The organism is Lentzea guizhouensis (genome assembly GCF_001701025.1).
Taxonomy (GTDB): domain Bacteria; phylum Actinomycetota; class Actinomycetes; order Mycobacteriales; family Pseudonocardiaceae; genus Lentzea; species Lentzea guizhouensis.
Genome location: NZ_CP016793.1, coordinates 5,815,518 through 5,835,858, shown reverse-complemented (window position 1 = coordinate 5,835,858; position 20,341 = coordinate 5,815,518). Strand labels below are relative to the sequence as shown.

The window sequence follows — 20,341 nt, the reverse complement described above, 5'->3', positions numbered from 1 at the left end:
CCGTGATGCCACCACACCCCGGGTTGTCAGGCCACCCGAATACGATGCCCTGTGGACTCCTTCGACCTCCGCAGGCTGACCGACCACGACTTCGAGCTGGTGTGCGCCGACCTGCTGTCGGACGTGCTGGGGGTGCCGCTGGAGGTCTTCCCGGCGGGCCGTGATGGTGGCGTCGACCTGCGGCACGACTCGTTGGTCGTGCAGTGCAAGCACTGGGCGGGCTCTGGCCGGGCCGCGCTGGTGAAGCAGCTGGTGCGCGACGAGCTCCCGAAGGTCCGCAAGCTGGGCGTCGAGCGCTATGTGGTCGCCACGAGTGCTTCATTGACCGTGGCCGACAAGGCCACGCTCGTCGCGGCCTTTCGTCCTTTTCTTGCGAGCGGCGACATCTTCGGTGCGGAACAGCTCGTGGAGTTGCTGCGTTCACGGCCCGAGGTCGTGCGGCGGCACTTCCGGTTGTGGTTGAGCAGCACGGCGGTGCTGCAGACGTTGCTGTCTGCCGACATCGTGCGACGGTCGGCATGGCTGGCAGACGACCTGGCGGAGGTGGCGAAGACGTTCGTGCCGCATGCCGGGTTCGAGAGCGCGCGGGAGACGGTGGAGGCGACTCGGGTCTGCGTGATCACCGGAATTCCCGGCATCGGGAAGACGACGATCGCGAAGATGCTGGCGCTGTGGCTGGCGGACGACGGGTACGAGATCGTCGAGGTGTCGGAGGACGCGGGCGAGATCGCGCGGCTGTGGGACGCGTCGGCGCGGCAGGTGTTCGTCTACGACGACTTCCTCGGAAGCACAACGCTCGAAAGCTTCCGCAAGAACGAGGACCACCGGCTGCTCGCCGCGATGCGCCGGATCGCCGCCACTCCGGGCAAGGCGCTGATCATGACCACCCGCGGATACATCCTGGAGCAGGCTCGGCAGCGGCACCGGGTACTGGGTGAGGCCGATCTGGACCCGTTGACGAGCGTGGTGGAGCTGTCGGACCTGACGCCGGAGATCCGTGCGCAGATCCTCTACAACCATGTCCACGCTTCGGCCATGCCGGTCGAGGAGAAGCGCCGGTTCGCCGATCCTGAGGTCTGGCGGCCGATCGTGCGGCACCGGAACTTCAACCCGCGGCTGATCGAGCGAACGCTCGCGTTGGCCGAGCCCGGCGAGATGATCGCGAACCTGGACAACCCGCGGCGGATCTGGGAGACGATCTTCGAGAACGAGCTGACGGACGCGGCCGTCCACCTCATGGAGATCGTGTTCACCCTGCCGTGGTCCGTAGAGCACGTACAGGCCGCGTGGACCTCATATCGGCAGGAGCTGTCACTTCCCAGCGACAGCAGGACGTTCCGGCAGGCCCTCCGCATTCTCGACGGCACGATGGTCGTGGTCGGCATTGCCGTGCAATCCCACAACCCGTCCATCACGGACTACCTGCGGTACCACCTGAGCTCAGGGCGAGCGGACCTGCGCGCCCTGATAACCAGCTTCACCGACGAAGACCAGATCGTCACGCTCACCGACTCCGCCGTATGGGAAGGTGGTGATCGCCTCCTGGAGGCACTGCGGAAGCTGGCGGACGTAGTCGTCCCAGCCGTTATCGGCAGCGGCTTCTCCTGGGAGGAGGACGAGCGCATCATCTGGCTGATCGAGACCGCGAAGGCACTACAGTCCGACGAGGTGATGGCACATGCCGCCGAACTCGTCGTGCAGCACCCACCGACCTTCGATCCGGTGGACGGCGACCTCCCCACGTTGATGGCCTTGGCCGCGCTGATGACCACCACACCTGGTTTTCCCCAGCGCGTCGCTTCCGCGTTCGCTGAAAAGCTCAGCCACGACCTCCTCACCGACTTCCTGGCGAGCGACACCCGCGAGTGGTGGCTTCTCTACAAGCGGCTCTCCCGGCTCCACGAGGCCCTTACCCACGAGGGTCGCGAGGAGGCTTTGGAGTTCCTGCTCACCGCAGGCGAGGAGGAACTCACAGCACTGGCAGCGGCCGATGAGATCCCACTCGTCTGGAAACCCGAGGTCGAGCACCTCCTGGCGTTCATGGCGGAGCACGACCGGTACGGACCCGCTGACGCGTTCGACGTCGTCTCCACCCGAATCCAAAGCCTCGAAACACCGAAGCAGCAAATCTCCGACACACCCGCCATGCGCCGCCAGATCCGCCAGTTCCACCGCGACCAGCACCCCGGCGAGGAGCGCATTCCCGGCCTCATGCGCACCCTCGCCGACCTCGACTGAACGGCGGCACCTGCCCGCCCACGAGACGTCCGCGTCCCACCGTCTCGCAGGCTGCCCCGGACAGGTGCCGCAGCGAACTACAACGACCAAACGACCCGCGAGTTACGCCTTAAGGCGGTACGCCCGCAGGACCGTCTGGTCTACCGACCCGCCATCGGCATCAACGGCGACCACCCGTAGCGACACGTAGTCGCCCGCCTTCCCGCCAGGGGGAACGATCGACTTCACCGGCACCCAGCTGGCCCCGTCGTCGAACGAGGCAAACGCTCGCACCTCACGGACCGTGGCCGCCGGTGAGCCCGCCTGACGCGACGCGGTGAACTTCACCGGCATCGGGACGCCTGCCTTCCAGCTGTTGCGCAGGTCGACGGGCAGCACGTAGTCGACCTCTAGCAACGGCAACGCGCCGTCGGAGGCAGCCGCGAACTCCCACACGGTGTGCACGGACGTGGACAACGGCGAGGTGTCCCGGGACGCGTCGAGCGTCAGCTTGTACTTCCCGGTCCGGTCGGGTGCGTGCAACCAGCCCTGCCGCGCGTCCGCGTACCCCACCACCTCGTCGTCCCGGCGCAGTTCCACCGAGCCGTAGCCGGAGTAAGTCCAGTTCTCCACCCATGTCGAGCCGCCGAACGGCGAGATGCGGGTGGTGATCGCGTCACCCTCGCGCAGGACGCCGCCGCCCTGTGACCAGCTCACCGCCGCGGCACGGCCGAGCCGCGGTGACGCGACCGCCTTGAGGTTCGACCGTTCGTACTTCCGCCCCGCCAAATACGTGCTCGGCTTGAGGTCCGCCCACGAGGAGACGCTGCCGTCGAAGCCTTCGTGGTGCCAGGTGCCCGCCGAGTAGTACTCAGTGCGTTCGACGGGTGCGGTGAGCGGTTCGTCGAGCGCGCCGATGCCGGCCGGGAACGCGCCGTCGACCACCGGGTAGTTGCGCTGTCTCACCCAGCCGCCGGAGCCGGAGTAGCGCGCCTTGACCTCGGCCAGCTCGGACTTCGCGATCCGGCGCTCACCTGTCGGCAGCGCGCCCTTGTCCTGCAGCAGCAGCGTGTACGACACCGGCGAACCAGCAAGAGCACGCACCGTCAGACGCGTCGGCGGAACGACGACGTGGTACTCGGCCACCGTGATCACCGGGATCGCCGTCTCGGGACCGGGGAAGGGCACCTCGCCCACCCACAGCACCGCCACCGCGCCCGCGGCCTTCATCGCCTCGGCCACCGTCCACAGGTCGTCCGTGCCGGACCGCACCAGGACGAGCTTGCCGCGCACGTCGCCGCCGCGCTCCACCACGTCGAGCCGGTGCTCGCCGGCCGGCAGGAAAGCGCTGCTCTCGAAGTAGTTCACCGGGAACGCGCCCACCGACACCAGGGGCCGGCCGCCCTTCAGCGCGCTGTCGTAGGTGAGCTGGGGCAGCGGCGGGCCGAACGTCGCGCCGAACAGCGGGACCCGGCCGTCCATGATGCTCGCGATGCCGTTGACCTTGCCCGGCTTGTACGGCACGCGCAGCTCGGCCTGCCGGTACCAGACCTCGGCCGCGTCGGGCAGCGAGACGCTGAACGGCGTGGCCTGCCTGGCGTCCACGTGCACCGACACGTCCGCCGCCAGCGACGCGCGTCCGGCCACCTCGGTCGCCGACACCGGCGTGAACCAGGCGTGGTTCGGCGTGCGCTCCTCGATGCGGCCCAGCACCGCGTAGTCGGCGACCGGCAGGCGCACCGAGCCGACGCCGTTCTCGTCGACCGTGAGCACGGAGGCCTCGTCCGTGGACAGGTTCACCAGCGCCACGAACTCGTTCGCCGCCGGCTTGCCGTCACGGCCGGTCAGCTTCAACGTCAGCGTGTGCCGCTCCTCCTGCACGTACGCGCCGACGGCCGTGGTCAGCGAAACTCCACCGCCGACAGCTTTGACGTGCCCGAAGAACGTGCCGAGCCCCTTGCGCGGGTCCAGCACGACGTCGACGGCGGCCGTACCACCCGCAGGCACCGCGACAGTCGCGGGCACGGCGAACGACGCGCCCAGATCGTGCTGCAACGCAAGGGAAACCGGCTCAGCGCCATCGTTGCGGTAGGTGATCGTCCGCGTGAACGTCCGCACGTGCGGGAACTCCAGCAACCCGAACGACAGGCTGCCCACGTCCGCCCGCACCGACTGCTTCACCGCGCGCTCGACGTCCAGCAGTCCGGCGCCGACGTTCGACGGTGTGTCCGCCAGCGGCTTCACCGTCGACATCAAAGCGGCCTTCACCTCGGCCGCGCCCCAGGAGGGGTTGCGCTGCAACAACACCGCCGCCGCACCGGCCACGTGCGGCGATGCCATCGAGGTACCGCTGAGCCGTGCGTGCAGGTCGTCCACGGCGAAGTCCGGCAGCGTCCCGGCCGCCCGCGCCGCCACGATGTCCGTGCCCGGCGCCGCGATGTCCGGCTTGACCGCGAAGTCGTCCAGCCGCGGGCCGCGCGACGACGACCGGTTCAGGTCACCGGCCTTGGTCAGGTTCGCGACCGCCAGTGCCGCGTCGGCCGACGCCGGAGCGCTGACCTTGCGCCGCTCACCGTAGTTGCCGGCCGCCACGACGAACAGCGTGCCGGTCTCGGCGGTCAGCTCGTTCACCTTCAGCGACAACGGGTCTGTGCCGTCGGAGGCGTTGCCGCCGACGCTGAGGTTCACGACCTCCGCCTTGACCTCGCGCGCGGCCCACTCCATGCCGGCGATCATGGCGCTGTCGAGGCACCACTCGGCTTCACACACCCGGCCGATCGCCAGCGACGCCCCGCGCGCCACACCGCTGTACCGCGCGCTGCGGCCCGCGACGGTGGCGGCGACGTGCGTGCCGTGGCCGATGTTGTCCTGGATGCCGGCGGGCGTGAAGTCCTTCGACACCGAGACCGCGCCCGCCAGCTCCGGGTGGTGCTGGTCGTACCCGGTGTCCAGCACCGCGACCGTGATGCCGGAACCGTCGAACCCGGCCTGCCACGCACCGGGCGCACCGACCATCGGCACGCTCTGGTCGAGCATGATCTTCGACTTCCCGTTCAGCCACAGCTTGCCGGCACCGCGGGCGCGGACCCGCTGCTTCCAGCGCTCGCCGGCGTCCTGCTTGGCCACCGAAGCGGCACGCAACCCGTTGTCGAGCAACGGGATCTGGTCGACGCGGTCGTCGGTGTAGCCGAACTCGACCAACGCCGTGATGTCGAACAGGCGCTTGTCGACGCGGTCTTGGGCGACCGCCTCCACCGCATCGGCCGGCACCACGTACTGGTGGTCGTCCTGAACGTACTTCGCGAACGACATCCCCGGCCGGCCGTCGACCCGGACGAGCGCACCGGCCGGGTCCACGACCACCCTGTCACCGGTGACCAACGTGATCGTCCGCGTCGGCCCCTGGGCCTTCGCCTGTTCCGCCACCGCTGTCGTCGCCGGGCTCAGCAGCCCGGCGACGAGTGCGGCGACCACGAAACAACGTGCTCTTGGCACGCGTCCTCCCCCTTGATCAGAACCTCTCCCCCAAGGAGACTCGGCGGACGACGCGGAGGTTGCCTGTCAGGCGCCCCGATAAGTTCCGAAACTCCAGCGGTTGCCCTCGGGGTCGGCGACGGTGAACCCGCGCGAGCCGTAGTCCTCGTCGCGCAGGCCGCGGATCTCCGTCGCGCCGCGGGACAGGCACTGCCGGTGGACCTCGTCCGGCCGGTCGGTCACCACGTACACCGACGCGGCACCGACCGCGGTCGCCTCGACCTCGCCGGCCGACCGGTCGGCGGACCCGAGCATCACGCCGCCGCCCTCCGGCCAGACCATCTCGCAGTGCACGACCTCGCCGTCGGCCTCGCCGGGCACGACGAGGTGTTCGGAGAAACCGAATCCCTCCACCAGGAACCGGATCGCGGCGGGCGCGTCCCGGTAGGTCAGGGTGGGCCAGCAGGTGGGTGCGGGTGTCGTCATGCGGCTACCTTGCGACCTCCGGCGGCTCGCTGCCTTGTACGAATGGAAGCTCGGCCGCCATCCACTCGGTCGGGGTCGCCCCGCACAGCGCCCGCCAGTCCCGGTTGAAGTGCGCCTGGTCGGTGTACCCGCAGGCCGCGGCCACCTCGGTGAGCGTCGGCCGGCGTTGCCCGCGCAGCATCCGGTTCGCCCGCTCGAACCGCATCACCCGCGCGGCGAGCTTCGGCGTGAGCCCGTACTCGGCGGCGAACCGCGCGCTCAGGTGCTGCCGGCTCCACCCGACCTCGGCGGCGATGTCCCGCACGCCCACGCCCTCGGCGAGCCGGTGCCACGCCCAGGCCACCTCGACCTGCTGCCGGACCGGCCGCAGCATCCCGCCGAGCACCCGGTCCAGGTGCGCGAACCGGTCGAGCCACGTCGTCGCGGTCCGCAGCCGGTCGCGCAGCTCACCGGCCGGTGCGTCGAGCGCGTCCAGCCCGACGGACACCCCGGCCAGCTCACCGGCCGGCATCCCGAACAACGCCCGCGCGCCCAGCGGGGTGAGGTCGCACTGGACACCGTGCTGGAACCCGTCGTGGGTGATGATCACGGCCTCGTCGTGCAGGCCGCCGCACAGCGTCGCGAACCGCCCCTCGGGCAGGTCGACGGTGCCGTCCAGCGTGACGACGAGCGTGAGCGACCGCGACGGCAGGCCGCGGTGAATGCCGGGCGCGGTGCGCATCCGGTAGCCGGAGTACCGCGTCACGAACGGGCGCAGCCGCGGGTGCGGCAGGCCGACGACGTGCTCGACGTCCACAACGCCCAGACTAGAACAGTTCCCCGAGCACCAGCAGACCCGCGCCGACGGGCACCAGGTCCGGCCCGAACGCCGTCACGGTCACGTCCACGTCCGGCATCGCCCGCAGGTACAGCTCCGGCGACTCGAGCACCCGGCGTCCACTCAGGACGATCTGGTCGAGGTCGAGCAGCTGCACCAGGTTCGCCACCGCCGCCGCGACCACCCGCGCCGCGTCCACACCGGAGGCCGCTGCCGCGTGCACCGCCTCCACACACCCTCGCCGGCCGCACACGCACAACGGACCGTCGAGCTGGATGACCGTGTGCCCGAGCTCGCCGGCACCCGACCGCGCCCCGCGGTGCACCTCGCCGTCCAGCAGCAGCCCCACGCCGAGCCCGGTGCCGACGAACACCAGTGCCGCGTCGCGCAGCGGGCGGGCCCACGCCTCGGCGAGCACGGCGGCGTTGGTGTCCTTGTCGACCACGACCGGCAGCCCGAGCCGTTCCTCCGCCAGCGCCCGCAGCGGGACGGAGGACCAGCCGGGCAGGCCGTTCGGGGAGACCGCGCCGCCGCGGAAGTCGAGCGGACCGGCGATGCCGATGCCGAGCCCGAGCACGTCCTCCCCCGGCTCGACCACCGGCTCCAGCGCGTCCAGCACGTCGGCCGGCGTGAACATCGGGGCGAGGGGCACCACCGCCGACGACACCGGCGAGCCGGTCAGGTCGAGCCGCACCACCCGCAGCTCGTCGCGGTCGACGTAGGCGCCGTACGCGAAGGCACCCTCACCCCGCAGCCGCAGCGCCGTCCTCGGCTTTCCGCGCCCGCCGCCGCGGACCGCCCCGGTCTCCTCCAGCAGTCCCGCCGACATGAGCCGCGCCACGATCTTCGACACCGCCTGCGGGGTCAGACCAGCACCGGCGGCGATGTCGGCCCTGCTCAGCGCCCCGGAACGGACGAGGGAGAGCACTGTCCTGTCGTTGTGCGAGCGCACCGAGGCGAGGTCCACATGGCAATTATGCAACAGCGTTGATTTAATCGGGACCATGACACGTGCAGGACTGCTGGGGTACGGCATCGCGGGACGGGTCTTCCACGCCCCGCTCATCAGCTCGACCGAGGGCATGGAGCTCACCGCGGTCGTGACGGCGAACCCGGAGCGGCAGGCGCAGGCCCGCGCCGGTCACCCGGACGCGAAGATCGTCACCGCGGACGAGCTGTTCGAGCTGGACCTCGACCTGGTCGTGGTCGCGACGCCGAACCGGACGCATGTCGAGTACGCGAAGCGCGCCATCGACAAGGGCGTCGCCGTCGTCGTGGACAAGCCGTTCGCACCGACGAGTGCGCAGGCGCAGGAGCTGGTGGACGCGGCGCGGGCGAAGGGCGTGCCTCTGACGGTGTTCCAGAACCGCCGCTGGGACAGCGACTTCCTGACCGTGCGCGAGGTCGTCGGCCGGCTGGGCGACGTCCGCCGGTTCGAGTCCCGCTACGAGCGCTGGATCCCGGAGATCTGGGACAACTGGCGCGAGCTCGGTGCACCGGAGGAGGCCGGCGGGCTGCTCTACGACCTCGGCGCCCACCTGGTCGACCAGGCGCTGCAGCTGTTCGGCCCGGTCGCGCAGGTCTACGCCGAGCTGGACCTCCGCCGGCCCGGCGCACAGGTCGACGACGACGTGTTCGTGGCGCTGACACACGTCAACGGCGTCCGTTCGCACCTGTGGGCCAACGCGCACGCCGCGCACAACGGACCGAGGTTCCGCGTGCTCGGCAGCGAGGGTGCGTTCGTCGTCGACGGCATGGACGGGCAGGAGGACGCGCTCGCCGCCGGACGCCGCCCGACCGATGCCGACTGGGGCGCGGAGAACCGCTCCGGCCGGCTCGGCGTGCTCGGCGAGACCACCGAGGTGCCCGTCGAACGCGGCGCCTACCAGCACTTCTACCGCGAGCTGCAGGCCGGGCGGATCCCGGTCGACCCGGCCGGGGCCGTGCACGCGCTGCAGGTCATCGAGGCCGCTTCCTCCTCCGCACACGACAACCGGGTGGTGACCCTGTGACCAGCGAAGAGCTTCTGGCGCAAGAAGAACGGCTGCAGTTCGACACGTTCGACAACGACACCGCGATCGAGCTCGGCCTGCACCTGCTCCAGGCCGCCCGCGACCAGGGCCTGCCGATCGCGATCTCGGTGCGGCGGGGCGGGCATCGCCTCTTCCACGCCTCCCTGCCCGGTACCGCGCCGAACAACGACCGGTGGCTCGAGCGCAAGACCCGCGTGGTCGAGCTGTTCGGCCACAGCTCCTTCCAGGTGGGCACGTCGTTCCGGGAGAAGGGCACGACGTTCGAGGCGGAGTCGCGCCTCGACCCCGACCTGTACGCGGCGCACGGCGGCGTTTTCCCCGTGATCGTCCGCGGCACCGGTCCGGTCGGGACGGTCGGCGTGTCCGGCCTGCCCCAGGCCGAGGACCACGCGTTCGTCGTCAGCGGGCTGCAATCGTTCCTGAACGCGCGAGGAGCGCAATAGCACGAATAGTGGTCGGTACAAAATCGGGGTTTCCCGGCCGACCGGACCCGGCATCTCGACGTCGTATTGACACACACCACTTCGAGTGGTTCTTCATCCCACTCGGAGTGGTGTTGTATAGCAGCTGCCCGCAGCTCACAAATGCGCACAATAGAGTGATCCTACTGGGCCAAACGAGTGGCTCATTCCACTGCAGAACGAATCAGAAGACGTCACCCACCTGCGGCCATCGCGGTCGTTGCGTACGACATCAGATGTACGCTCCGTAGCACCCATGGGCCTAATCCACCCACCCGAATGTCGCCTTCTTGGCCGCTTCCCTGTTCTCATCGGCGCAAACTAACGTCCTTTCCGGCTTGTCGGATTGGTCCATTAGCGCATTGAGTTAGGTGGGTGTGGGTTGTGACCTTGACGGATTCTGACCTCAATGAGGGCCGTCAGCAGCTGAGTTTGGGTACGGCCGCCGCTCGTAATCTGGCCACGACCACCAAGTCCGTCCCGCAGATGCAGGGAATCACCTCCCGCTGGCTGCTCAAGGTCCTGCCCTGGGTGCAGGCGGCGGGTGGTGCGTACCGCGTCAACCGCCGTCTCACCTACACGCTGGGGGACGGCCGCGTCTCGTTCACCAACACCGGCTCCGAGGTCCGGGTGATCCCGATGGAGCTGACCGAGCTCGCGCTGCTGCGCGGGTTCGACGACGAGGCCGTGCTGGCCGCCCTGGCGGGTCGCTTCCAGCAGCGCGAGTACGGCATCGGCGACGTCATCGTCGAGAGGGGACGCCCGAAGGACAAGGTCGTGCTGATCGCGCACGGCAAGGTCGACAAGGTCGGCACCGGCGAGTACGGCGGGGAAACCGTGCTCGGCAACCTCGCCGACGGCCAGTACTTCGGCGAGACCGTGCTGGCCGGCCCGCAGGGCGAGTGGGAGTACAGCGCCAAGGCCGTCACCCCGGTCACCGTCCTCACCCTGTCCTGGGAGGACTTCCAGGCCCTCAACGGCGAGGCCGGCGGCCTGCGCGCGCACATCCAGCACGCGTTCAACAGCCGCAACAAGCCGCAGGACGAGTACGGCGAGGCCGCGATCGACGTGGCCTCCGGTCACGACGGCGAGCCGGTGCTGCCGGGCACGTTCGTCGACTACGAGCTCTCGCCGCGCGAGTACGAGCTCAGCGTCGCGCAGACCGTGCTGCAGGTGCACACCCGCGTCGCCGACCTCTACAACCACCCGATGGACCAGGTCGAGCAGCAGCTGCGGCTCACGATCGAGGCCCTGCGCGAACGCCAGGAGCACGAGATCGTCAACAACCGCAGCTTCGGCCTGCTGCACAACGCCGACCTCAAGCAGCGCATCCACACCCGGTCCGGCCCGCCCACGCCGGACGACTTCGACGAGCTGCTCTCGATCGTGTGGAAGGACCCCAACTACTTCCTCGCCCACCCGCGCACGATCGCGGCGTTCGGCCGTGAGCTCAACAAGCGTGGCATCTACCCGCAGCACATCGACTTCAACGGCCAGTCCGTCCCGGCGTGGCGGGGCATCCCGATCCTGCCGTGCAACAAGATCCCGGTCTCGGACACCCGCACGTCGTCGGTGATGCTGATCCGCGCCGGCGAGCAGAACCAGGGCGTCATCGGCCTGCACCAGACCGGCATCCCCGACGAGTACCAGCCGGGCCTGTCGGTGCGCTTCATGGGCATCAACGACCAGGCGATCATCAACTACCTGGTCAGCGCCTACTACTCGGCCGCCATCATGGTGCCGGACGCGATCGGTGTGCTGGAGCACGTCGAGCTCGGCCGCGAGGGATAGGTCTTGGCCTCCTTCACCATGCCGGAGTTCTACGTGCCGCACCCGGCACGGATGAACCCGCACCTCGAACGGGCCCGCGTCCACTCCACGCAGTGGGCGCGGGACATGGGGATGCTCGACACCGGGGTGTGGACCGACGAGGTCCTCGCGGGCGACGACTACGGGTTCATGTGCGCGTGGACCCACCCGGACGCGCCCGCGGAGGTCCTCGACCTCATCACCGACTGGTACGTCTGGGTCTTCTACTTCGACGACGAGTTCTTCGCGGAGTTCAAGCAGACCAAGGACGTGTCGGGGGCCAAGGCCTATCTCGACCGGTTGCCGGCGTTCATGCCCCTGAACGGCACGGACCCGTGGCCGCAGCCGCAGAACCCGACCGAACGCGGTCTCGTCGACCTGTGGCAGCGGACCATCCCGCTGATGTCGCAGGACTGGCGGCGCCGGTTCACCACGAGCACCCACAACCTGCTGCTCGAGTGCATGTGGGAGATCAAGAACATCGAGAGCGGCACGGTCGCCAACCCGATCGAGTACATCGAGATGCGCCGCAAGGTCGGCGGCGCGCCGTGGTCGGCGAACCTGGTGGAGGTCTCGGAGGCGGCCGAGGTGCCCGCGTCCATCGCGGGCACCCGCCCGTTGCGGGTGCTGTCCGACACGTTCTCCGACGCGATCCATCTGCGCAACGACATCTTCTCGTACGAACGCGAGGTGTTGCGGGAAGGCGAGAACTCCAACGGCGTGCTGGTGTTCGAGAAGTTCTTCGGCCACGACACGCAGACCGCGGTCGAAGCGGTGAACAAGCTGCTGACCTCCCGGCTGCACCAGTTCGAGAACACCGTGTTCACCGAGCTGCCGGCGCTGTTCGCCGAGCACGGCCTCGACCCGCTGGAGCAGGCCCGCGTGCTCAGCTACGTGAAGGGGCTGCAGGACTGGCAGTCCGGCGGGCACGAGTGGCACCTGCACGCCGGCCGGTACACGAAGACCGACTCGGGCGCGGGCAACAGCGCGTTCTTCCGCACGATTCTGCGCGGGCCGACGGGTCTGGGCACGTCCGCCGCGTGGCTGGGGGTGGCCCGTGGCTGAGGTGGGGTTCGAGATGCCCTTCGCCGCCCGGCTGTCCCCGCACGTCGACCGCGTCCGCGTACATACCAGGACGTGGGTGCGCGACATGGGAATGCTCGGCGGCACGCCGTGGACCGAGGCGTTCTACGACGCGGCGGACTACGGCGGGTTCGCCGCGCTCACCCACCCCACGGCCTCGCTGGACGACCTCAAGCACATCAGCGACTGGCACACGTGGGGCTTCTACCTGCACGACGCGTTCCGTGAGGGGTTCCTGCGGCCGCGCAACGCGATGGGCGGCAGGACGTTCGTCACCAGGCTGAAATCGGTGCTGGCGGACCCGTCGGTGCCGGCGATGAACCCGGCCGAGAAGGGCTTGGCCGACCTGCTCTCACGGTCCACTCTGGACGACGGCGAACGCGCCGGCATCGCCGGGCTGCTCGACGGGTTGCTGTGGGAGCTGCACAACACCGTGCAGGGCCGGGTGCCGGACCCGATCGACCTGGTCGAGATGCGGCGCACCACCAACGCCGCCGAGCTGTCCGCGGCGCTCGCCCGCAGGTCGGTCGGCGCCGACCTGCCGGAAGAGCTGCTGCGCAACAGCACGATGAAGGCGCTCGTCGACTCGTTCGGCGACGTCCCCGGGCTGCGGCGGGAGGTCCTCGGGTTCGACCACCTCCACGGCACCGGCGCAAGCACGACCAGCGCGGTGCTCGCCGTGCAGCAGTTCTTCGAGTGCGCTGCCCCGCAAGCGGTTGCGGTCGTGGGTGACCTGATCACCGCGCGGTTGCGGCAGATCGTGTCGATCATCGCCGAGCTGCCCTCGCTGGCGGACGAGTACCAGCTCGACGAGACCGCGCGCGCCGGGCTGCACCGCTACGCGGAGGCGCTCAAGTCGTGGCTCGCCGGCGAGCTCCTGTGGTCAACGAGATCCGGCCGGTTCAGCTCCTCCCCCACCCCCACCGGGCGGTCGTTGCACCGGCCGTCAGGACTCGGCACGGCCGCGGTCCTGGTCCGCTAGTCCCATCACCACAGCACCAACAGATTGGCAGGATTCGCAGTGACTGTTACCGATCCGGGTCTTGGGATCGACGACAAGCAGCTGAGCCTCTCCCGGGCCGCAGCCCGCAACCTCTCGTCGACCACCAAGTCCGCGCCGCAGATGCAGGGGATCTCCCCGCGGTGGCTGCTGCGACTGCTGCCGTGGGTCGAGGCCAGGGGTGGTGCCTTCCGGGTCAACCGGCGGCTCACGTTCGCGATCGGTGACGGCCGGGTGACGTTCACCAGCGTCGGTGCCGAGGTGCGCCCGGTGCCGCAGGAGCTCGCCGAGTTCCCGCTGCTGCGCGGGTTCGAGGACGAGGACTCGCTGACCGCGCTCGCGAGCCGGTTCACGCAGCGCGAGTACCGGCCGGGCGACGTGATCACCGAGCGCGGCACCCCGGCGGACACCATCGTCGTGATCGCGCACGGCAAGGTTGCCAAGACCGGCCGCGGCAAGTACGGCGACGACGTGGCGCTGGGCACCATCGCCGACGGTGAGCACTTCGGTGACAACGAGGTGCTGTCCGGTGCCGAGGTGTCGTGGGACTTCACCGCCCGCGCGCTGACCCACACGACCGTCGTCGAGCTGCCGCGTTCGGTGTTCAACCAGCTCAACGACCAGGTCGAACCGCTGCGCACGCACATCGCGCAGCAGCTCGCGCACCCGACGAACCCGCAGAACAAGCACGGCGAGGCCGAGATCGACATCGCCTCCGGGCACAACGGCGAGCCGCGGCTGCCCGGCACGTTCGTGGACTACGAGCTGCGGCCGCGCGAGTACGAGCTGTCGGTGGCGCAGACGGTCCTGCGCGTGCACACCCGTGTCGCCGACCTCTACAGCCAGCCGATGGACCAGGTCGAGCACCAGCTGCGACTCACCATCGAGGCCCTGCGCGAGCGGCAGGAGCACGAGCTCGTCAACAACAAGGAGTTCGGCCTGCTGCACAACGCCGACCTCAAGCAGCGGGTCAGCACCAGGACCGGACCCGTCACGCCGGACGACATGGACGAGCTGATCTCCCGGCGCCGCAACACCAGGCTGATCCTGGCGCACCCCAAGGCGATCGCGGCGTTCGGCCGGCAGCTGTCCTCGCGCGGGCTCTACGCGCCGACGGCCGACGTCGAGGGTCAGCAGCTGCAGACGTGGCGCGGTGTGCCGATCGCGCCGTGCGACAAGATCCCGGTCAACAAGAACGGCACCACGTCGATCATCGCGATGCGGCTCGGCGAGGAGAAGCAGGGCGTCATCGGCCTGCGCCAGACCGGCATCCCCGACGAGTACGAGCCCGGCCTGAACGTGCGGTTCATGGGCATCGACGAGCACGCGGTGCTGAAGTACCTGGTGTCGACGTACTACTCGGCCGCCGTGCTGGTGCCGGACGCGCTGGGCGTGCTGGAGAACGTGGAGATCGGCCACCAGCCATGACCGCGGACCTCTCCTCCGGAACGGAACGGCTCGCCGCGGGACGCCCCGCCGGCGAGGTGCTCGCGTGGAGCCGGAGCATGGTCGCTCCGGCTCTGCGCAGGGCCGTCAACCAGCTGCCCGAGTCGATGCGGGTCATCGCCGAGTACCACCTCGGGTGGCGCGACGAGCACGGCAACCCGGTGCTGGAGAACGGCGGCAAGGCGATCCGCCCGGCGATGGTGCTGCTGGCGGCCGAGCCTCCGCCGCGATCCCCGCCGCGGTGGCGGTGGAGCTGATCCACAACTTCTCGCTGCTGCACGACGACGTGATGGACGGCGACGAGACCCGCAGGCACCGGCCCACGGCGTGGACCGTGTTCGGGGTCAACGCGGCGATCCTGGCCGGCGACGCGATGCAGACGCTGGCCGTCGACGTCCTCGCGGCATCGGGACATCCGCGTGCGCTGGAGGCCATCCGGTCGCTCGGTGACGCGACGGTGGCGTTGCTCGACGGGCAGGCCCACGACCTCGACTTCGAGACGCGCACCGACGTGACCGTGCCCGAGGTGGTCACGATGGCGCTGGGCAAGACCGGCGCGTTGCTGGGCGCGTCGACGGCGCTGGGCGCGTTGTTCGGCGGCGGGTCCGACGAGCAGGTCGAGTCGATGCGCGGGTACGGCACCCAGCTGGGACTCGCGTTCCAGCACGTGGACGACCTGCTCGGCATCTGGGGCGACCCGGCGGTGACGGGCAAGGCCGCGCACACGGACCTGCACAGCCGCAAGAAGTCCCTGCCGGTGGTGCGGGCGTTGACGGCGGGCACGCCGGCCTCGTCCGAGCTGGCGTCGCTGTACTTCCGCGACGGCGAGCTGTCCGCGGACGAGCTGGCGCTGGCGGCGTCGCTGGTGGACACCGCCGGCGGGCGCGCGTGGAGCCAGGAGCAGGCCGACGAGCTGCACACGCGGGCGTTGCTGCACCTCGGCGAGGCCTCACCGACCGCGCGTGCGGCCGTGGAGCTCGGCACGCTCGCCCAACTGGTCACCCACCGGGACCACTGACCCTTCTGGAAGGCCCCTGATGACGCAACACCCGCCGCGTTCGGTGCTGCTCGCCTCACCCCGGTCGTTCTGCGCCGGGGTGGAGCGGGCGATCGAGATCGTGGAACGGCTGCTCGACCAGCGCGGCGGCCCGATCTACGTGCGCAAGCAGATCGTGCACAACGTCCACGTCGTGCGCGGGCTGGAGGCGCGGGGCGCCGTGTTCGTGGAGGAGCTGGACGAGGTGCCGCCCGGTGCCACGGTCGTGTTCTCCGCGCACGGCGTGTCCCCCGCCGTGCGCGCCGAGGCCGTCGAACGCTCGCTGGACGTGCTGGACGCGACCTGCCCGCTGGTGGCCAAGGTGCACGCGGAGGCACGCCGGTTCGCCGACCGCGGCGACACCATCGTCCTCATCGGACACGCCGGTCACGAGGAGGTCGAAGGCACGCTGGGAGAGGCGCCGGAGCGGATGGTGCTCGTCGAGACCGCCGCGGACGTCGAGGCGCTGGAGATCACCGGGCCGGTGTCGTACCTGACCCAGACGACGCTGGCCGTCGACGAGACGGCCGAGGTGGTCGCGGCGCTGGAGCGGAGGTTCCCGCACGTGCGCGGGCCGGGTTCGGACGACATCTGCTACGCCACCACGAACCGGCAGATCGCGATCCGGGAGGTGGCCGCGCAGTCGGACCTGGTGCTGGTGGTGGGGTCGAGGAACTCGTCGAACTCGGTGCGGATGGTGGAGCTCGCGGCCCGCGGCGGCACGCCGGCGCACCTGGTCGACGACGCGTCCGAGATCGACCCGGCGTGGCTGGACGGTGTGACGTCGGTGGGGTTGTCGGCGGGTGCGTCGGCGCCACCGGAGCTGGTCGACGAGGTGGTGGCGGCGTTGCGGGCGTTGGGCGCGGTGTCGGTGTCGACGCACACGACGGCGACCGAGACGATCTCGTTCACGCTGCCGCTGGCGGTGCGCCGTGCTGGCTGACATCACCTCCCCCGCCGACGTGCGGGCGCTGTCGTCGGGCGAGCTGGCGTCACTGGCCGCGGAGATCCGGTCGTTCCTGGTGGCGAAGGTGCACCGGACCGGTGGGCACCTGGGGCCGAACCTGGGTGCGGTCGAGCTGACCATCGCGGTGCACCGGGTGTTCTCGTCGCCGGTGGACGTGGTGCTGTTCGACACCGGGCACCAGTCGTACGTGCACAAGATGCTGACCGGGCGGTGCACCGACTTCGACTCGTTGCGCCAGGCCGGTGGCCTGTCCGGGTACCCGTCGGCGGCCGAGTCGGCGCACGACGTGGTGGAGAACTCGCACGCGTCCACCGCACTGTCCTATGCGGACGGTCTGGCGAAGGCGTTCGAGCTCGGCGGGGCGGACCGGCGGGTGGTCGCGATCGTCGGTGACGGGGCGCTGACCGGTGGCATGTGCTGGGAGGCGCTGAACAACATCGGCGGGGCGTCGCGGCCCGTCGTGGTGCTGCTGAACGACAACGGCCGCTCGTACGACCCGACGGCCGGTGGGTTCGCGGCGTCGTTGCGCAACGGGTCGGTGCGCGGGTTGTTCGAGGCGCTGGGTCTCGCCTACATCGGTGTCGTGGACGGCCACGACGTGCACGCCGTCGAGAACGCGTTGTGGGAAGCCAAGTCGTTGAACCGGCCGGTCGTCGTGCACTGCAAGACGATGAAGGGCAAGGGGTACGAGGCTGCGGAGACCGACGAGGCCGACCGCATGCACGCGGTCGGCGCGTCCGGTGCCGGTGGCGGCCGGACGTGGACCGACGCGTTCGCCGACGAGATCCTGGCGATCGGCGCCGAGCGGCCCGACGTGGTGTGCCTGACCGCCGCGATGCTGGAACCCGTCGGGCTGCGGCCGTTCTCGCAGCGCTACCCGGCGCGGGTGTTCGACGTCGGGATCGCCGAGCAGCACGCCGTCACGTCGGCCGCGGGCATGGCGATGGGCGGCCTGCACCCGGTGGTCGCCGTGTACGCGACGTTCCTGTCCCGCGCCTTCGACCAGCTGCTGATGGACGTGGCGCTGCACCGGTTACCGGTGACGTTCGTGCTGGACCGCGCCGGCGTCACGGGCCCGGACGGCGCCTCGCACCACGGCATGTGGGACGCGTCGGTGCTGCCCGTCGTACCGGGCCTGCGCCTCGCCGCACCCCGCGACCCGGCATCGCTGGCCGCGCTGCTGCGCGAGGCGGTCGAGGTCTCCGACGGCCCCACGGTCGTGCGCTACCCGAAGGCGTCCGCGGCCCTTCCGTGCCCGCTGTGCGGCGGGTGGGCCACTTCGACGTGCTGCACGAGACGCCGGGCGCCGACGTGCTGCTGGTCGCGGTCGGCCCGCTGGCCGGCCCGTGCCTGGCCGCCGCGCAGGAGCTGGCCGCGCACGACGTCCGCGTCACCGTGGTCGACCCGCGCTGGACCGCACCCCTGGACCCGCACCTCGTCAAGTACAGCAGCGGCTTCCGCCTGGTGCTCGCCGTCGAGGACACCACCTCGACAGGCGCACTCGGCGCACGTCTCGGCCAAGCGCTGACCGGCGGCCCCACGTGCGTGGCAACCTTCGCCCTGCCACCCCGCTTCCTGCCACACGACTCCCGCGCCCGCATCCTGCGCGCCCACGGCCTCGACGCGGCCGGCATCACGACGAGCGTGCTGAAGCGCCTCGGCGCACGGTGACGTACCACCCGATCGCGAACGACAACGCAATCGCCCCAGCCCCCACGAGCGGCGCCTTGGCCTCAGCGGGAAGGTCCACCGGCCGCAACGCCGTGGCAATGCTCAACAAAACCGGCCCCTGCACCACGAACGCCACATAAGCCGACCGCGCCAACCCTCCAGCCAACGGCCCCTGGCCGGTCAACCTGCGCTGCGCCAACCCGACCAGCCACACACTCCCCGCCACGACCAGCGCCCCCTCCACCGCGGCCAGCACGAACGCCTGCCACCGCCACCCACCGAGGAACGGCTCCGCACTCTTCGCGAGATCCAGCACCCCCATCGCCGCCGCCGCGAACGGCAACAACGCGATCATGCCGACAACCACGTCGCGGCACCTGCGGTAGATCTCGTCCGGCACCCGCTCCGCAAGCTGCCGGCCACCGATCGCCCCGAGCACGAACATCCCCAAACACTGCGGCCACCACCACAGGTGCAGATCCCCCACCTGCCCACTGCGCGCCGGAAACACCAGCCTCGTCAGGAACGTCGTCCCCGCCACCACCACCGTCATCCCCACCAGGTGCCTGGTGGCAAGCGCACGCTGCCTCACCGGCGGCCCCAACGCCACGATGACGCTGAAAACCAACAACACCCCCACAAACCACAACGACCCGCTGTCCAAAAACGGATCCCGGTGCGTGAACGCATGCCACCACGACACCCCTCGCCCGGCCCCGTTGTACGCAACCCACACGAACGTCGGCCAAACAACAACCGCACTGACCACCCACGGCACCCCCAACCGCACCACGCGATCGGCGACGAACCTGACCCGCCCTTTGCGCTCGACCGAACCGGGCGTGAAGATGCCGGCCATGAAGTAGAAGGTGCCCATGAAGAACAACCCCGACGGCCCGATCACCGCGGCCAGCACCGTCTCCACCCCGGGGTGGAACGTGACCTCGTTGACCTCGTCGTACGGCCACCCACCGATTGCGGCGTAGCCCAGCAGCGCGTGCCCCCCGATGACCCACGCCACGAGGACCACTTTCAGGTTGTCCACAGCGGACAATCTCACGCCGTCCATGGTCCGCTTCAGGTCTCGCTGACGCCACCGCCAACCGTGGTCAACTCCGAGTTGGGGACTTCCGGCCTGGTCGGTTGTCCTTGCCAGCGGCCACAGACGGTCGTTCGTGCACACCGGTGTCCGGATTCGCAGACACCCCACTCCCGCCCTTCTCTAGCCGCCCTGCCCCGCGTTCCTTTCGATTACGGGACGGCCGAGTTGCCGGTTCAGGACACACATCACCCGACCAGGTGACGCCTGACCTCGCCTCTGCGCCGCATCCACGTGCTTCGCATCCGCTCGTTCCGCATCCGCTCGCGCTGCACCACCCGCGTTGCGCCCCGAGCCGTGCCCACCGAGCCAGCCCACCCGAGCCAGCCCACCCGAGCCAGCCCACCCGAGCCGCGCCAACCCGAACCATGCCAACCCAGGGGCACCCGCCCAAGCAGCACCATCCGTAGGCGCGCCAACCCCAGGCGCACCTACCCGAGCCGCACCCACCACAGGCGTGCCATCTTCAAGCGCGCCATCCCGAGCCGCGCCCACGCGCGGCGCGCCATCCCCAGGCGCGACAGACGCGCCCGGCGTCGTGTCCCGCGGCGCACGGCTACAAGCCTTGCCGGCGACCGGTAGCGACCCGGCGAGCCCGGCATGAGCTCCGACACCGGCGACCTCACGTGGCACCTGGTTGTCGACCCGCAGGCACCCCACACCACCCATCACCCACCACCCGCCGTCCTGTCCCGCGTTCCTCTCCACTACGGGACGACCAAGGCGCCGAACCAGGACACAC

General features: G+C 70.2%; 14 protein-coding genes and 2 pseudogenes. 11 read left to right on the top strand and 5 right to left on the bottom strand.

The annotated features are described in order from the left end of the window. The first annotated feature begins 51 nt into the window (after nucleotides 1-51). Entirely contained in the window at nucleotides 52-2,238 is a 2,187-nt protein-coding gene (locus tag BBK82_RS28635) for an nSTAND3 domain-containing NTPase (protein WP_065917767.1), read from the top strand. Nucleotides 2,239-2,340: 102 nt separating this feature from the next. Here the strand turns inward: BBK82_RS28635 and BBK82_RS28630 are convergent, their stop codons facing one another. The 4 genes from BBK82_RS28630 to BBK82_RS28615 all read right to left on the bottom strand — a co-directional run bounded on the left by BBK82_RS28630 (nucleotide 2,341) and on the right by BBK82_RS28615 (nucleotide 7,961). Then, entirely contained in the window at nucleotides 2,341-5,712 is a 3,372-nt protein-coding gene (locus BBK82_RS28630) for a S8 family serine peptidase (protein ID WP_154697556.1), read from the bottom strand. Nucleotides 5,713-5,778: 66 nt separating this feature from the next. Next, entirely contained in the window at nucleotides 5,779-6,177 is a 399-nt protein-coding gene (locus BBK82_RS28625; protein WP_065917765.1) for a VOC family protein, read from the bottom strand. Between the two features lie 4 nt (nucleotides 6,178-6,181). Beyond that, nucleotides 6,182-6,973 (bottom strand): helix-turn-helix domain-containing protein, encoded by a 792-nt coding sequence (locus BBK82_RS28620; RefSeq protein ID WP_237047628.1) that lies wholly within the window; start codon nucleotides 6,971-6,973, stop codon nucleotides 6,182-6,184. Nucleotides 6,974-6,983: 10 nt separating this feature from the next. Then, a complete protein-coding gene (locus BBK82_RS28615) occupies nucleotides 6,984-7,961 on the bottom strand; it encodes an ROK family transcriptional regulator (protein WP_237047627.1) in 978 nt (325 codons plus the stop codon). A gap of 37 nt (nucleotides 7,962-7,998) precedes the next feature. On the opposite strand from BBK82_RS28615, the gene BBK82_RS28610 reads away from it, so the two are divergent. The 10 genes and pseudogenes from BBK82_RS28610 to BBK82_RS28570 all read left to right on the top strand — a co-directional run bounded on the left by BBK82_RS28610 (nucleotide 7,999) and on the right by BBK82_RS28570 (nucleotide 18,500). Next, nucleotides 7,999-9,006 carry a Gfo/Idh/MocA family protein gene (locus BBK82_RS28610; protein WP_065917762.1) on the top strand — a complete coding sequence of 336 codons (1,008 nt, stop codon included), beginning with the start codon at nucleotides 7,999-8,001 and terminating at the stop codon, nucleotides 9,004-9,006. Further along, nucleotides 9,003-9,470 carry a heme-degrading domain-containing protein gene (locus tag BBK82_RS28605; protein ID WP_065917761.1) on the top strand — a complete coding sequence of 156 codons (468 nt, stop codon included), beginning with the start codon at nucleotides 9,003-9,005 and terminating at the stop codon, nucleotides 9,468-9,470. The genes BBK82_RS28610 and BBK82_RS28605 overlap by 4 nt, the downstream gene beginning before the upstream one ends. A 504-nt stretch (nucleotides 9,471-9,974) precedes the next feature. Continuing rightward, entirely contained in the window at nucleotides 9,975-11,279 is a 1,305-nt protein-coding gene (locus BBK82_RS28600) for a family 2B encapsulin nanocompartment shell protein (RefSeq protein WP_154697555.1), read from the top strand. Between the two features lie 3 nt (nucleotides 11,280-11,282). Then, nucleotides 11,283-12,335, top strand: a pseudogene (locus BBK82_RS52840) (terpene synthase family protein); the annotation flags it as partial. A gap of 19 nt (nucleotides 12,336-12,354) precedes the next feature. Further along, nucleotides 12,355-13,362, top strand: coding sequence for a terpene synthase family protein (locus BBK82_RS52835; RefSeq protein WP_218920353.1), 1,008 nt, complete (start codon nucleotides 12,355-12,357; stop codon nucleotides 13,360-13,362). Between the two features lie 39 nt (nucleotides 13,363-13,401). Further along, nucleotides 13,402-14,808 (top strand): family 2B encapsulin nanocompartment shell protein, encoded by a 1,407-nt coding sequence (locus tag BBK82_RS28585; protein ID WP_065917757.1) that lies wholly within the window; start codon nucleotides 13,402-13,404, stop codon nucleotides 14,806-14,808. Continuing rightward, complete coding sequence (locus BBK82_RS57220; RefSeq protein ID WP_472367490.1) at nucleotides 14,805-15,083, top strand: hypothetical protein; 279 nt, start codon at nucleotides 14,805-14,807, stop codon at nucleotides 15,081-15,083. The genes BBK82_RS28585 and BBK82_RS57220 overlap by 4 nt, the downstream gene beginning before the upstream one ends. Next, the gene (locus BBK82_RS28580) at nucleotides 15,068-15,844 is read left to right on the top strand and encodes a polyprenyl synthetase family protein (RefSeq protein ID WP_472367489.1); all 777 of its coding nucleotides are present in this window, start codon (nucleotides 15,068-15,070) and stop codon (nucleotides 15,842-15,844) included. The genes BBK82_RS57220 and BBK82_RS28580 overlap by 16 nt, the downstream gene beginning before the upstream one ends. A 19-nt stretch (nucleotides 15,845-15,863) precedes the next feature. Next, nucleotides 15,864-16,805: a 4-hydroxy-3-methylbut-2-enyl diphosphate reductase gene (locus BBK82_RS28575; RefSeq protein WP_065917756.1), complete on the top strand. Its 942-nt coding sequence runs from the start codon at nucleotides 15,864-15,866 to the stop codon at nucleotides 16,803-16,805. Beyond that, nucleotides 16,795-18,500 (top strand): annotated as a pseudogene (locus tag BBK82_RS28570) (1-deoxy-D-xylulose-5-phosphate synthase). The gene BBK82_RS28575 and the pseudogene BBK82_RS28570 overlap by 11 nt, the downstream one beginning before the upstream one ends. Here BBK82_RS28570 and BBK82_RS28565 read toward each other — a convergent pair. Further along, the gene (locus tag BBK82_RS28565) at nucleotides 18,463-19,560 is read right to left on the bottom strand and encodes an acyltransferase family protein (protein WP_170067976.1); all 1,098 of its coding nucleotides are present in this window, start codon (nucleotides 19,558-19,560) and stop codon (nucleotides 18,463-18,465) included. The pseudogene BBK82_RS28570 and the gene BBK82_RS28565 overlap by 38 nt on opposite strands. Nucleotides 19,561-20,341: the final 781 nt, after the last annotated feature.